The organism is Escherichia whittamii, assembly GCF_014836715.1.
GTDB lineage: Bacteria > Pseudomonadota > Gammaproteobacteria > Enterobacterales > Enterobacteriaceae > Escherichia > Escherichia whittamii.
Genome location: NZ_JACSQI010000001.1, coordinates 52,760 through 66,923, shown reverse-complemented (window position 1 = coordinate 66,923; position 14,164 = coordinate 52,760). Strand labels below are relative to the sequence as shown.

The following is a 14,164-nucleotide window of genomic DNA, read 5'->3' as shown; positions in this document are numbered from 1 at the left end:
AAGTTACAAGGATGCGGAGCCGTCGATCATGCCGCCGAAGTCGCTGATCGCCTGATAAGTTATTTTTCCAGTACTGACACTGTTGTTCAGACCTTTAACCGCAAATTCTGCCTGACCAAATGGTGCGACCATGGAGGCCTCGACGCTGTATTTTTTACCGTTGGCATCCAGCGAAATCTGGTTAAATGAGACGTAATAAGCAGTTGGGTTATTTGCCTGGACAAAGGCTTTCCCTTGTTGCGAGGTCACCTGCCATTTGATTTTGGTTGGTGCTTCAAAGGATTCACCTTGCAAGCCGCTCGGGCGATAAAAAAGTTTGATGCGTGTGCGAAATGCCAGTTGCAGCATGTTGTTGTTTTCACTTGTGTTATTGCTGATTTTTGGCGGGACTTCCAGCACGTTAAACCAGAACACACTTTCGCGATCGCTGGGCAATGGCGTTGCGCTGGTATAAGCAATTTTTATCGTTTGCCCGCGTTTTGGCTCTATACGCGAAACGGGGGGCGTAGAAGCAAAAGGTACTTTTATCTGACTGGGATCGGCATTATCGTCACCGGTATCAAGCCAGTTCTGTACTAATAGTGGACGATTACCTTTATTTTCCAGACGCACGCTGACATCTTTTTTATTGGAATCATAAATAATACGCGTACCGGAAATGACAATATCAGCGAACACCGGAGCGCTCGTCAAAAGTGCACTAATAAATAATGTACTAACCGTTTTTTTAACAAAGGGAAACATAAGCACTCCTTGCTATAATGTAATTACATAGAAACAGGAAAATAAGGTTTGCCTGCTGGCAAACCTTATGCTTATTACACTATTATTTATAAATAATAGTGTACATTGCGTTAGTGGTAACGTGACCAGCAGTAACAGCCGAGCTGTTAGGCGCTTTAACGTAAGACGCGTTAAACAGGTATTGACCATCACCTTGTGCATCTAATTCCAATAACTGTACATTAGAGGCGTCATTCATATGGACCTGCTTAATCTCAGCACCACCATCTTTGTTTGTCATGTTATGGACAGCAATATTCACGTTTTCTGCCGGCGCAAGACCGTTAACAATGACGTTCATATTGTTGTTCAGAGTGCCGCTGGTATTTGCAAAGCTAATGGAACTCATGGTTAAAGAAGATTGGCCGCCACTAGCAGGAGCACAGTCAATAGAAATCTTAAATTCTTTAGGCAGGAAACCAACTGAAGTCTCGCTAACTTCAGGAAATGTATCAGTAACATTTGCTGTATTCAGTGTTACTACACCATCACTTGTGATGCTCTGTTTGCCACCATCAGAAACACCGACTTTACAAGTGCCAGACTGTACAAGACCGTGAAAGTCGATTTGACCACCATCGGCAGCCATTGCTGAACCAGAAGCAAAAATCATAGCTGCTGCGAGAAGAGTTTTTTTCATTACATGCATCCTTACAAAAAAGTTAGAAATATTGCGGGCGGATAATACTGAACGGAAGAGTAAAATGTAATAGCGTGGAATTATCACTGAGTTGAATGTATTTGTGTTGTGTATTGTTTTGTCGTTTTTGTGTGCCAAATAAAAGGAAGTGGTTTAGTTTGTTCTAAGAAACAATATATAAAATGTATCAATTAATTATTCCTAATTTGTAAATTAAGAATAAATAAAGTTTGAAAAGGATAGGGGATGTGTAAGATAAATATAATTTCTTATGACTGTAAATATACCAATTAGCATGCATTGCCCTTATCTTCAATAAGAAATGCATTACAAGGTTAATTACCAGATTTCAGGTTGTATTGTATTTAGTTTTGTAAGAATAACTTGCAATGTCTCCCCATCAGGAAACACCAGCTCCGGCGCAATTTCAAACAGCGGCCACAGCATAAATCCACGATTCTTCATATCGTAGTGCGGAACGGTCAGGCGTTCAGTATTTATCACTTCATTACCAAACAGCATGATATCGAGATCCAGCGTGCGCGGTCCCCAGCGTTCAGCTTTACGGACGCGACCTTGCTGCAATTCAATACGCTGCGTGTGATTGAGCAATTCTTCAGGCGCGAGCGTTGTTTCCAGCGCTACGGCGGCATTGAGATAATCGGGTTGATCCTGCGGACCAAGCGGGGGAGTACGGTAAAACGAGGAGATAGCGAGGATGCTGCTTTCGGGAATATCAGCCAGTGCCTTTATGGCAGCATTGACCTGCTCCAGCGGAGAGGCCAGATTGCTGCCTATGGCAATATACGCCACCGTCATGCGGTACCCTCGCGACGCGGGGCGCGTTTGCGCGGACGGCGAGTACGACGGCGCGGTGTTGGATCTTCATCCAGCTCGTTGAGCATCCCTTTTTGGTCTGGTGGCGCAGAAACCTGGAACTCACCCCACCATTTCGCCAGACGCTGCAGCTCGGCGTTACGTTCCACTTCAGCTCGCAGGGCCAGCAGATCGTAGGCGGCGCGGAATTTCGGATGCTCCAGCAGTTTCCATGCACGTTTGCCCTGACGACGGGACATACGCAGCTGCAGCTGCCAGATATCGCGAGTTAGCGTAGTCAGACGTTTCGGGATCGCCAGTGAACGGCAGGCTTCGTCCAGCACATCGTTCATCGCCAGCGCGAAAGCGTCGTGATAGGTCAGGCCGCTTTCCTGAGCAATTTTCTGTGCTGTTTCCAGCAGTGGGTACCAGAACATGGCGGCAAACAAAAATGCCGGGTTAACGCGCATATCGTTGTGAATACGCGTATCAGTATTTTTCAGTACCTGCTCAATAATGCGCTCCATCGGGCTGTCGCCATTTTCCGTGAAGTAACGGGTAATGGTCGGGAACAGCGGCTGGAACAGATTATATTCGCACAGCAGTTTATAGGTTTCGTAACCGTAGCCCGCTTGCAACAGTTTAAGAGACTCTTCAAACAGGCGCGCTGGTGGAATATCGTTTAGCAGTGTAGCGAGGCGAGGAATCGGTTCGGCGGTTTCCGGGCTGATGCGCATCCCCAACTTGGCGGCAAAACGTACTGCGCGCAGCATACGTACCGGATCTTCACGGTAGCGCGTTTCCGGGTTACCAATCAGGCGGATAACGCCGTCTTTCAGATCCTGCATGCCACCAACGTAATCACGGACGGTAAAATCCGCGACGCTGTAATACAGGCTATTGATAGTGAAATCGCGGCGCTGGGCGTCTTCTTCGATGGAACCAAAAATGTTGTCGCGCAGCAACATGCCGTTTTGCCCGCGTTGGGAGGTCGTGCGGTCGCTGACATTGCCTTCGTGGTGACCACGGAAGGTGGCGACTTCGATAATCTCCGGACCAAACATTACGTGAGCCAGACGGAAACGGCGACCTACCAGGCGGCAGTTACGGAACAGTTTGCGCACCTGCTCAGGCGTGGCGTTGGTGGTCACGTCAAAATCTTTCGGCTTTTTGCCAAGTAACAGATCGCGCACGCCGCCGCCAACCAGCCAGGCTTCGTATCCCGCTTTATTGAGCCTGTACATTACCTTCAGGGCATTTTCACTGATATCTTTGCGGGAAATAGCATGCTGCTCACGCGGGATCACCGTCACCTGTGGACGGGCGACTGCCTGTTCAGCTTCGCTCTCCTCGCGGCTCAACACCTTGCGGCAAAAATTAGCGACTCGGGTAAAAATAATACACCTCGGTAGTGTCAAACATCATTCAGGACAAAAAAATAGCGGCTAATCATAGCTCAGCATGACGCATTTGAGAATGTTGAATTTACAATTGCCGACTCAGGCACGGCAGTCAGCATCCAGTTTTTGACGGCTGACTGAAGGATTTGCTCGACGCTGTAATCCTGCCAGTGCGCTTCTGCCTGCTGCCCCAGAAATTGAAGTGCCGCGATTAACACCGGGCGCGGATCGCCTTTCGGCAACGCAGGCGCATGATTCTGCTTGGAAAGTTTAGCGCCTTGTGCGTTAAGCGCCAGTGGCAAATGAATGTAATCTGGCACTTGCCAGCCAAAAAGCTGGTACAGCGAGATTTGCCGCACTGTCGGTTCGATCAAATCTGCGCCACGGACAATTTCTGTGACGCCCTGGAAGTGATCATCGACCACCACCGCCAGGTTATAGGCAAACAAACCATCACGACGATGAATAATAAAATCTTCCCGCGCCAGTTTTTCGTCGGCGTGAATAATTCCGCGTAGTTGATCAGTAAACTGCGTGACCGGATGCAACTGCCGAATGCGCACAGCCGCATTGTCTGGTACATGATGCAATGTTCGGCAATGACCGTCGTAAATACCGCCAATACTTTGAATACGCGCACGCGTGCAGGTGCAGTAATAACTTAGCCCTTGCTCACGTAACCAGGCGAGTGCTTCGCGATAGGCGTCGTGACGTTGGGATTGCCAAAGAACATCGCCGTCCCAGTGCAGGCCGTAATGTTCCAGCTGGCGCAGGATAGTTTCTGCGGCACCGGGAACTTCACGAGGCGGGTCGATATCTTCAATGCGTACCAGCCAGCGACCTTGCCGGGCGCGAGCCTGCAAGTAGCTGCCAAGCGCGGCGATCAGAGAGCCAAAATGAAGTTCGCCGGAAGGAGAGGGGGCGAAGCGACCAATATACTGTGTGTCTGTCATCTCTTTGAACAAAAAATAAGGCGGGAGTATTTCCCGCCTGTGGTAAACGTGATGGAACGGCTGTAATTAGCCAGCCATCTGTTTTTCGCGAATTTCAGCCAGCGTTTTGCAGTCGATGCACAGATCGGCTGTCGGGCGCGCTTCCAGGCGACGAATACCAATTTCAACACCGCAGGATTCGCAGTAGCCGAAATCTTCGTCTTCCACTTTTTTCAGCGTCTTCTCGATCTTTTTGATCAGCTTACGCTCGCGATCGCGGTTACGCAGTTCGAGGCTGAACTCTTCTTCCTGGGCTGCACGGTCTACCGGGTCCGGGAAGTTGGCTGCTTCATCCTGCATATGTGTAACGGTGCGATCGACTTCATCCCTGAGTTGATTACGCCATGCTTCCAGAATACGACGGAAGTGCGCCAGCTGGGCTTCGTTCATATACTCTTCGCCCGGCTTCTCCTGATATGGCTCCACCCCAGCGATGGCGAGAATACTCAGGGACGATGTTTTACGGTTTTGCCCTTCTTGCATGTTGCTTCTCCTTAACACGCACTATCGATCCCCATGTTCGGGGGAAAAATGAGGCCGCTATAAATAGCAGATGCTTTTCCGGATAGCAATTATCTAAACGTAACACTTGACAACTGTGTGAGGAAAAGCGTATTTGCGCACGCGACCAGAATGTAAATTAACCAGTTACTTACACTACTACAATGTAACAGGCAGTGATTTTTTAAGAGCCATACCTTCAGCAGAAAGTTCCGCTTTATAAGCCAGAATTTCTACTCCCCTCTGTTGTGCCTCTGACAATAGTTGCGCGTATTTCTCATCGATGTGGCGCGCGGGTGAAAAACGTGTAATGGCTGAATGCAGCACGGCGAAAAAAATCACCGCACGTTGGCCTTCAGCTGCTACGCTCATCAACTCCCGAAGATGTTTCTGACCTCGTTCAGTGACTGCATCGGGAAAGTATCCCTGTTCATTTTCCGCTAACGTAACCGATTTCACTTCAATATAGCAGTCAGGTCGAAACCTCGCCTGTAACATGAAGTCAATACGACTGCGCTCGGCGCCGTATTTTACTTCGCTTTTCAGCGAGCTATAGCCTGACAGTTCCGAAATATCCCCATTGAGGATAGCCTCTTTCGTCAACCTGTTAGCCCAAAGTGTATTGACGCAAATAAATGCGCCACTTTGGCTTTGGGTCAGTTCCCAGGTGTGCGGATATTTCCGTTTTGTGTTGTCGGAAGTCGAATACCAGACGGTATCGCCAGGCGTTGCACAACCGGTCATCGCACCTGTATTAGGGCAGTGTAGCGTTAATTCGCGACCATCAGGTGTGACCACATCAGCTAAAAAGCGTTTATAACGCTGAATCAGCGTAGCGCGCTGTAGAGGAGGAGAAAATTCCATTATGACAACCCTTGTTATTGCGTCAGCGTCCAGCGTTTGAGCGGCGTGTAGCGTGTGCGCCCACGGGTAAACGAGGAAGCATAAAGAGTGAACTCCGTCACCTCATACGACCAGTGAAAACCAGGCGGTGGGATTGTTACCGCCTCGCTGGCGTCGCGCAATAAGGTGATATGCGGATGAAACGGTCGATTGCTTTGAAAACAACCACTACGTGCTGCCTGCGAACGGAGCATATTCGCCAGTTGGATTAAGCCGCGCGGCGGCTGGCGCATACCCAGCCATACTACGCGTGAACGCAGCCACTGACCGGCGTCATCAAGCGTGAGTGTAAAACCTGGTTGACGAATCCGCCCGGCCAGAAGTGAGAGCGCCTTCTCTTTGTCTGCGCTGACTTCGCCTAAAAACGCTAACGTCAGATGCAAATTCTCAGCGGCGACCGGGCGACCCGCTTCAGGTGGAAACTGTGCGGCGCGCCAGTGAATAATCTGTTCACGGATTTCAGCAGGTAGGTCAATGGCAAAGAACAGCCGTTGCGGTTCAGACATGTCAGGCACTCGGTTATGAATTACCGCGATGCTACAATGTGGCGCGAAGAATGTTAACCCTCTGGAGCGTTTTGTGTCGTCGTTACCCGTTGCCGCCGTCTTACCTGAATTACTTGCCGCCCTCGATTATGCGCCGCAGGTGTTATTAAGTGCGCCGACCGGAGCCGGAAAATCGACCTGGTTACCGCTGCAACTGCTGGCGCATTCAGGTATTCACGGGAAAATCATCCTGCTGGAGCCACGTCGACTGGCGGCGCGTAACGTTGCGCAACGCCTGGCGGAGCTGCTGAATGAAAAGCCTGGCGACACCGTTGGCTACCGGATGCGTGCGCAAAACTGCGTCGGGCCGAATACACGCCTGGAAGTGGTCACCGAAGGCGTGTTGACGCGCATGATCCAGCGCGACCCGGAACTGAACGACGTGGGGCTGGTGATCCTCGATGAGTTTCATGAACGCAGTTTGCAGGCGGATTTGGCGCTGGCGTTGTTACTCGATGTGCAACAAGGGCTGCGCGATGACTTAAAGCTGCTGATTATGTCGGCCACGCTGGATAACGATCGTTTGCAACAAATGCTGCCAGAAGTGCCCGTTATTGTTTCCGAAGGGCGTTCGTATCCGGTGGAACGCCGCTATTTGTCGTTGCCTGCACATCAACGCTTTGATGAAGCGGTTGCGGCCGCTACCGCCGAATTGCTGCGCCAGGAAAGCGGATCATTACTTTTATTTTTACCAGGCGTCGGAGAAATTCAGCGCGTGCAGGAACAACTGGCGTCACGCATTGGCAGTGATGTGTTGCTCTGCCCACTGTATGGGGCGTTGTCGCTGAACGATCAGCGAAAAGCTATCCTCCCTGCGCCGCAAGGAATGCGCAAGGTGGTGCTGGCGACCAACATCGCTGAAACCAGTCTAACTATCGAAGGTATCCGTCTGGTGGTGGATTGCGCCCAGGAACGGGTGGCGCGCTTTGATCCGCGTACCGGTCTTACGCGGTTGATCACTCAGCGTGTTAGCCAGGCGTCGATGACGCAACGTGCCGGGCGCGCCGGGCGTCTGGAGCCAGGTATTTGCCTGCATTTAATCGCTAAAGAGCAGGCGGAACGCGCCGCAGCACAAAGTGAACCGGAGATCTTACAAAGCGATCTCTCTGGTTTGTTGATGGAATTATTGCAATGGGGATGTAGCGATCCGGCACAGATGAACTGGCTGGATCACCCGCCAGTGGTGAATCTACAGGCGGCGAAACGTCTGTTACAAATGCTGGGGGCGCTGGACGGTGAACGGCTTAGTGCGCAAGGGCAAAAAATGGCTGTGCTGGGTAACGATCCGCGTTTAGCTGCAATGCTGGTGAACGCGAAGAGTGACGATGAAGCGGCTACCGCCGCAAAAATTGCCGCCATTCTCGAAGAACCGCCACGGATGGGTAATTGCGATCTTGGAGTGGCGTTTTCGCGCAATCAACCAGCCTGGCAGCAACGTAGTCAGCAACTGTTGAAACGCTTAAACGTCCGCGGCGGTGAGGCTGACAGTTCGCTTATCGCGCCGTTGCTTGCTCAGGCATTTGCCGATCGTATTGCCCGTCGCCGTGGTCAGGATGGTCGCTATCAACTGGCGAACGGCATGGGGGCGATGCTGGATGTTGACGACGCGTTAAACCGCCATGAATGGCTGGTAGCACCGTTATTATTGCAGGGCAGCGCCTCGCCGGATGCGAGAATTTTACTGGCGCTACCGGTCGATATTGATGAGTTAGTACAACGCTGCCCGCAGCTATTACGGCAGTCTGACACCGTAGAATGGGATGATGCGCAAGGCACGCTGAAGGCCTGGCGTCGGTTGCAGATTGGTCAGCTCACAGTAAAAGTACAGCCGCTGGCGAAACCGTCGGAAGATGAATTACATCATGCAATGCTTAATGGTATTCGCGATAAAGGTCTAAGCGTACTTAACTGGACGCCGGAAGCGGAACAACTACGCTTGCGTTTGCTGTGTGCCACAAAGTGGTTGCCGGAATATGACTGGCCAGCAATGGATGAAGCGAGCTTGCTGGCATCGCTGGAAACGTGGCTATTGCCGCATATGAGCGGTGTACATTCGCTACGTGGCCTGAAATCTCTTGATGTTTATCAGGCGCTACGCGGATTACTTGATTGGGGAATGCAGCAACGTCTGGATAGTGAATTGCCTGCGCATTACACTGTGCCGACGGGAAGTCGGATCGCCATTCGTTATCATGAAGATAACCCACCTGCGCTGGCAGTAAGAATGCAGGAGATGTTTGGCGAAGCCACCAATCCGACAATCGCCCAGGGGCGTGTGCCATTGGTGCTGGAGTTACTTTCACCCGCCCAAAGGCCGCTGCAAATCACGCGTGATTTGGGGGCCTTCTGGAAAGGGGCGTATCGTGAGGTGCAAAAAGAGATGAAAGGGCGTTATCCCAAACACGTCTGGCCGGACGATCCGGCGAATACCGCACCAACGCGACGGACGAAAAAGTATTCGTGAAGACCAAAGCAAATTTGAGAGATATCTTCTTCTGTATTGCAACAGAAGAACAGAAAATCGGGCTTTTGCGCCTGAATATTGCGGAGAAAAAGCATGGCCGGGAATGACCGCGAGCCAATTGGACGCAAAGGGAAACCGACGCGTCCAGTCAAACAAAAGGTAAGCCGTCGTCGTTACGAAGACGACGATGATTACGACGATTATGATGACTATGAGGACGAAGAACCGATGCCGCGCAAAGGAAAGGGCAAAGGAAAAGGGCGTAAGCCTCGTGGCAAACGCGGCTGGTTATGGCTGCTGCTAAAACTGGCTATTGTTTTTGCCGTGCTGATCGCCATTTACGGCGTCTATCTGGATCAAAAAATCCGTAGCCGTATTGATGGCAAAGTCTGGCAGTTGCCCGCGGCGGTCTATGGCCGAATGGTTAACCTTGAGCCAGATATGACCATCAGCAAAAACGAGATGGTGAAACTGCTGGAGGCGACCCAGTATCGTCAGGTGTCGAAGATGACCCGTCCTGGCGAATTTACCGTGCAGGCCAACAGCATTGAAATGATCCGCCGTCCGTTTGATTTCCCGGACAGTAAAGAAGGGCAGGTGCGTGCGCGTCTGACTTTTGATGGCGATCATCTGGCGACGATCGTCAATATGGAGAACAACCGTCAGTTCGGTTTCTTCCGTCTTGATCCGCGCCTGATCACCATGATCTCCTCGCCAAACGGCGAGCAGCGTCTGTTTGTGCCGCGCAGTGGTTTCCCGGACCTGCTGGTAGATACTTTGCTGGCGACAGAAGACCGTCATTTCTACGAGCATGATGGCATCAGCCTCTACTCTATCGGACGTGCGGTGCTGGCGAACCTGACCGCCGGTCGCACGGTGCAGGGGGCGAGCACGCTGACGCAACAGTTGGTGAAAAACCTGTTCCTCTCCAGCGAACGTTCTTACTGGCGTAAAGCGAACGAAGCCTACATGGCGCTGATCATGGACGCGCGTTACAGCAAAGACCGCATTCTTGAGCTGTATATGAACGAGGTGTATCTCGGTCAGAGCGGCGATAACGAAATCCGCGGCTTCCCGCTGGCGAGCCTGTACTACTTTGGTCGCCCGGTAGAAGAGTTGAGCCTTGACCAACAGGCGCTGTTGGTTGGCATGGTGAAAGGTGCGTCGATCTACAACCCGTGGCGTAACCCGAAACTGGCGCTGGAGCGACGTAACCTGGTGCTGCGTCTGCTGCAACAACAGCAGATTATTGATCAAGAACTCTATGACATGCTGAGTGCACGTCCGCTGGGTGTACAGCCACGCGGCGGAGTAATCTCTCCGCAGCCAGCCTTTATGCAACTGGTGCGTCAGGAGCTGCAGGCGAAATTGGGCGATAAGGTAAAAGATCTCTCCGGCGTGAAGATCTTCACTACCTTTGACTCGGTGGCCCAGGACGCGGCAGAAAAAGCCGCCGTGGAAGGTATTCCGGCACTGAAGAAACAGCGTAAGTTGAGCGATCTGGAAACCGCGATTGTGGTCGTCGACCGCTTTAGTGGCGAAGTTCGTGCGATGGTCGGGGGGGCTGAACCGCAGTTCGCGGGCTACAACCGTGCGATGCAGGCGCGTCGTTCGATTGGTTCACTGGCGAAACCAGCGACTTACCTTACGGCGTTAAGTCAGCCGAAAATCTATCGTCTGAACACGTGGATTGCCGATGCGCCAATCGCGCTGCGCCAGCCGAACGGCCAGGTCTGGTCACCGCAGAACGATGATCGTCGCTATAGCGAAAGCGGCAGAGTAATGCTGGTGGATGCGTTGACCCGTTCGATGAACGTGCCGACGGTGAATCTGGGGATGGCACTGGGGCTGCCTGCGGTTACGGATACCTGGATCAAACTGGGCGTGCCGAAAGACCAGCTGAATCCAGTTCCGGCAATGTTGCTGGGGGCGCTGAACTTAACACCAATCGAAGTGGCGCAGGCTTTCCAGACTATCGCCAGCGGTGGTAACCGCGCACAGCTCTCCGCGTTGCGTTCTGTAATTGCTGAAGATGGTAAAGTGCTGTATCAGAGTTTCCCGCAGGCGGAGCGCGCAGTTCCGGCGCAGGCGGCGTATCTGACGCTGTGGACCATGCAGCAAGTGGTGCAACGTGGTACAGGGCGTCAGCTTGGGGCGAAATATCCAAATCTGCATCTGGCAGGGAAAACGGGTACTACCAACAACAACGTTGATACCTGGTTTGCGGGCATTGACGGCAGCACGGTGACCATCACCTGGGTAGGCCGCGATAACAACCAGCCGACTAAGTTGTACGGTGCCAGCGGGGCGATGTCGATTTACCAGCGTTATCTGGCTAATCAGACACCAACGCCGCTTAATCTTGTACCGCCAGAAGATATCGTGGATATGGGCGTGGATTACGACGGTAACTTTGTTTGCAGCGGTGGCATGCGTACCTTGCCGGTCTGGACCAGCGATCCGCAATCGTTGTGCCAGCAGAGTGAGATGCCGCAGCAACCGTCAGGCAATCCATTTGATCAGTCTTCACAGCCGCAACAGCAACCTGCTCAACAGGAGCAGAAAGACAGCGACGGTGTGGCAGGTTGGATCAAGGATATGTTTGGTAGTAATTAACGTCTAAGCGTGACATACCGGATGGCGAGTTGCCATCCGGTAAAATAACATCCCACCCAAAGTATTAACCCTTTCTTTTCATCTGGTTGTTTATTGACCCTTCAGGATCGCTCAGATTGCGTACCGCTTGCGAACCCGCCAGCGTTTCGAATATTATCTTATCTTTATAATAATCATTCTCGTTTACGTTATCATTCACTTTACATCAGAGATATACCAATGGCGCGTTCCAAAACTGCTCAGCCAAAACACTCGCTGCGTAAAATCGCAGTCGTAGTAGCCACAGCGGTTAGCGGCATGTCTGTTTATGCACAGGCAGCGGTTGAACCGAAAGAAGACACTATCACCGTTACCGCTGCACCTGCGCCACAAGAAAGCGCATGGGGTCCGGCTGCCACTATCGCGGCGCGACAGTCCGCCACCGGCACCAAAACAGATACGCCGATTCAAAAAGTACCACAGTCTATTTCTGTTGTGACCGCCGAAGAGATGGCGCTGCATCAGCCGAAGTCAGTAAAAGAGGCGCTCAGTTACACGCCAGGTGTTTCTGTTGGTACGCGTGGCGCATCCAACACCTATGACCACCTGATCATTCGCGGTTTTGCCGCAGAAGGCCAAAGCCAGAACAACTATCTGAATGGCCTGAAGATGCAGGGCAACTTCTATAACGATGCGGTTATCGACCCGTATATGCTGGAGCGCGCTGAAATTATGCGTGGTCCGGTATCCGTGCTGTACGGGAAAAGCAGCCCTGGCGGCCTGTTGAACATGGTCAGCAAGCGCCCGACCACTGAACCGCTGAAAGAAGTTCAGTTTAAAGCCGGTACTGACAGTCTGTTCCAGACTGGTTTTGACTTCAGCGATGCGCTGGATGATGACGGCGTTTACTCTTATCGCCTGACCGGTCTTGCGCGTTCCGCCAATGCCCAGCAGAAGGGCGCAGAAGAACAGCGTTATGCCATTGCTCCAGCGTTCACCTGGCGTCCGGATGATAAAACCAATTTCACCTTCCTTTCTTACTTCCAGAACGAGCCGGAAACCGGTTATTACGGCTGGTTGCCGAAAGAGGGTACGGTAGATAAGTTGCCGAACGGTAAGCGTCTGCCGACTGACTTTAACGAAGGGGCGAAGAACAACACCTATTCTCGTAATGAGAAGATGGTGGGGTACAGCTTTGACCACGAATTTAACGATACCTTTACCGTACGTCAGAACCTGCGCTTTGCTGAAAACAAAACCTCGCAAAACAGCGTTTATGGTTACGGTGTATGCTCCGATCCGGCGAATGCTTATAGCCAGCAGTGTGCAGCTTTAGCGCCAGCGGATAAAGGCCATTATCTGGCGCGTAAATACGTCGTTGATGATGAGAAACTGCAAAACTTCTCCGTTGATACCCAACTGCAGAGCAAGTTTGCCACTGGCGATATCGACCACACTCTGCTGACCGGTGTCGACTTTATGCGTATGCGTAATGACATCAACGCCTGGTTTGGTTACGACGACTCCGTACCACTGCTCGATCTGTACAATCCGGTGAATACCGATTTCGATTTCAACGCGAAAGATCCGGCAAACTCCGGCCCTTACCGCATTCTGAATAAGCAGAAGCAAACGGGCATTTACGTTCAGGATCAGGCGCAGTGGGATAAAGTGCTGGTCACCCTGGGCGGTCGTTACGACTGGGCGGATCAAGAATCTCTTAACCGCGTAGCGGGAACGACAGACAAACGTGATGACAAACAGTTCACATGGCGTGGTGGTGTTAACTACCTATTTGATAACGGCGTAACACCGTACTTCAGCTATAGCGAATCGTTTGAACCTTCTTCACAGGTCGGGAAGGATGGTAATATTTTCGCACCGTCTAAAGGTAAGCAGTATGAAGTCGGCGTGAAATACGTACCGGAAGATCGCCCAATTGTGGTGACTGGCGCGCTGTATAATCTCACCAAAACCAACAATCTGATGGCGGATCCTGAGGGTTCTTTCTTCTCGGTTGAAGGTGGTGAGATCCGCGCGCGTGGCGTAGAAATCGAAGCAAAAGCGGCGCTGTCGGCGAGTGTAAACGTGGTCGGTTCTTATACCTATACCGACGCGGAATACACTACCGATACTACCTACAAAGGCAATACGCCTGCGCAGGTGCCAAAACACATGGCTTCTCTGTGGGCTGACTACACCTTCTTTGACGGTCCACTTTCTGGTCTGACGTTGGGTACTGGCGGTCGTTATACGGGCTCCAGCTACGGCGATCCGGCGAACTCCTTTAAAGTGGGAAGTTATACGGTCGTGGATGCGTTAGTGCGTTATGATCTGGCGCGAGTCGGTATGGCTGGCTCCAACGTGGCGCTGCATGTTAACAACCTGTTCGATCGTGAATACGTCGCCAGCTGCTTTAACACCTATGGCTGCTTCTGGGGCGCAGAACGTCAGGTCGTTGCAACCGCAACCTTCCGTTTCTAATTTTCTCTTTGGGCACGGATTTCCGTGCCCGCTTCACAAGT

Annotated in this window: 11 protein-coding genes; 3 read left to right on the top strand and 8 right to left on the bottom strand. The window is 51.8% G+C overall.

Features of this window, described 5'->3' with window-relative positions; genetic code table 11:
• Positions 1 to 3: 3 nt before the first annotated feature.
• The 8 genes from H9644_RS00310 to thpR all read right to left on the bottom strand — a co-directional run bounded on the left by H9644_RS00310 (position 4) and on the right by thpR (position 6,541).
• A complete protein-coding gene (locus H9644_RS00310; RefSeq protein WP_191772626.1) occupies positions 4 to 744 on the bottom strand; it encodes a fimbrial chaperone in 741 nt (246 codons plus the stop codon).
• An 82-nt stretch (positions 745 to 826) separates the two neighbouring features.
• Positions 827 to 1,423 carry a fimbrial protein gene (locus tag H9644_RS00305; RefSeq protein ID WP_191772624.1) on the bottom strand — a complete coding sequence of 199 codons (597 nt, stop codon included), beginning with the start codon at positions 1,421 to 1,423 and terminating at the stop codon, positions 827 to 829.
• 339 nt (positions 1,424 to 1,762) lie between these two features.
• Positions 1,763 to 2,242, bottom strand: coding sequence for a 2-amino-4-hydroxy-6-hydroxymethyldihydropteridine diphosphokinase (gene folK, locus H9644_RS00300; RefSeq protein WP_191772622.1), 480 nt, complete (start codon positions 2,240 to 2,242; stop codon positions 1,763 to 1,765).
• The gene (gene pcnB / locus H9644_RS00295) at positions 2,239 to 3,636 is read right to left on the bottom strand and encodes a polynucleotide adenylyltransferase PcnB (RefSeq protein ID WP_205712856.1); all 1,398 of its coding nucleotides are present in this window, start codon (positions 3,634 to 3,636) and stop codon (positions 2,239 to 2,241) included. The genes folK and pcnB overlap by 4 nt, the downstream gene beginning before the upstream one ends.
• 59 nt (positions 3,637 to 3,695) lie before the next feature.
• Positions 3,696 to 4,592: a tRNA glutamyl-Q(34) synthetase GluQRS gene (gluQRS, locus tag H9644_RS00290; protein WP_191772620.1), complete on the bottom strand. Its 897-nt coding sequence runs from the start codon at positions 4,590 to 4,592 to the stop codon at positions 3,696 to 3,698.
• Between the two features lie 66 nt (positions 4,593 to 4,658).
• Positions 4,659 to 5,114: an RNA polymerase-binding protein DksA gene (dksA, locus tag H9644_RS00285; RefSeq protein ID WP_001155227.1), complete on the bottom strand. Its 456-nt coding sequence runs from the start codon at positions 5,112 to 5,114 to the stop codon at positions 4,659 to 4,661.
• Positions 5,115 to 5,291: 177 nt separating this feature from the next.
• Entirely contained in the window at positions 5,292 to 5,996 is a 705-nt protein-coding gene (gene sfsA / locus H9644_RS00280) for a DNA/RNA nuclease SfsA (RefSeq protein WP_191772618.1), read from the bottom strand.
• 14 nt (positions 5,997 to 6,010) lie between these two features.
• Complete coding sequence (gene thpR, locus H9644_RS00275; protein ID WP_064525060.1) at positions 6,011 to 6,541, bottom strand: RNA 2',3'-cyclic phosphodiesterase; 531 nt, start codon at positions 6,539 to 6,541, stop codon at positions 6,011 to 6,013.
• 73 nt (positions 6,542 to 6,614) lie between these two features.
• On the opposite strand from thpR, the gene hrpB reads away from it, so the two are divergent.
• The 3 genes from hrpB (at position 6,615) to fhuA (ending at position 14,123) form a co-directional block, all read left to right on the top strand.
• Positions 6,615 to 9,044, top strand: coding sequence for an ATP-dependent helicase HrpB (hrpB, locus tag H9644_RS00270; protein WP_191772616.1), 2,430 nt, complete (start codon positions 6,615 to 6,617; stop codon positions 9,042 to 9,044).
• Between the two features lie 93 nt (positions 9,045 to 9,137).
• Positions 9,138 to 11,660, top strand: coding sequence for a bifunctional glycosyl transferase/transpeptidase (mrcB, locus tag H9644_RS00265; protein WP_064525054.1), 2,523 nt, complete (start codon positions 9,138 to 9,140; stop codon positions 11,658 to 11,660).
• 219 nt (positions 11,661 to 11,879) lie between these two features.
• Entirely contained in the window at positions 11,880 to 14,123 is a 2,244-nt protein-coding gene (gene fhuA, locus H9644_RS00260; protein WP_105289224.1) for a ferrichrome porin FhuA, read from the top strand.
• The last annotated feature ends 41 nt before the right edge of the window (positions 14,124 to 14,164 follow it).

Excerpts from the sequence above, each read along its gene's own strand:
- H9644_RS00305 (WP_191772624.1), bottom strand. The coding sequence starts at position 1,423 with ATGAAAAAAACTCTTCTCGCAGCAGCTATGATTTTTGCTTCTGGTTCA.
- mrcB (WP_064525054.1), top strand. The coding sequence starts at position 9,138 with ATGGCCGGGAATGACCGCGAGCCAATTGGACGCAAAGGGAAACCGACG.
- folK (WP_191772622.1), bottom strand. The coding sequence starts at position 2,242 with ATGACGGTGGCGTATATTGCCATAGGCAGCAATCTGGCCTCTCCGCTG.
- dksA (WP_001155227.1), bottom strand. The coding sequence starts at position 5,114 with ATGCAAGAAGGGCAAAACCGTAAAACATCGTCCCTGAGTATTCTCGCC.
- thpR (WP_064525060.1), bottom strand. The coding sequence starts at position 6,541 with ATGTCTGAACCGCAACGGCTGTTCTTTGCCATTGACCTACCTGCTGAA.
- H9644_RS00310 (WP_191772626.1), bottom strand. The coding sequence starts at position 744 with ATGTTTCCCTTTGTTAAAAAAACGGTTAGTACATTATTTATTAGTGCA.
- sfsA (WP_191772618.1), bottom strand. The coding sequence starts at position 5,996 with ATGGAATTTTCTCCTCCTCTACAGCGCGCTACGCTGATTCAGCGTTAT.
- fhuA (WP_105289224.1), top strand. The coding sequence starts at position 11,880 with ATGGCGCGTTCCAAAACTGCTCAGCCAAAACACTCGCTGCGTAAAATC.
- gluQRS (WP_191772620.1), bottom strand. The coding sequence starts at position 4,592 with ATGACAGACACACAGTATATTGGTCGCTTCGCCCCCTCTCCTTCCGGC.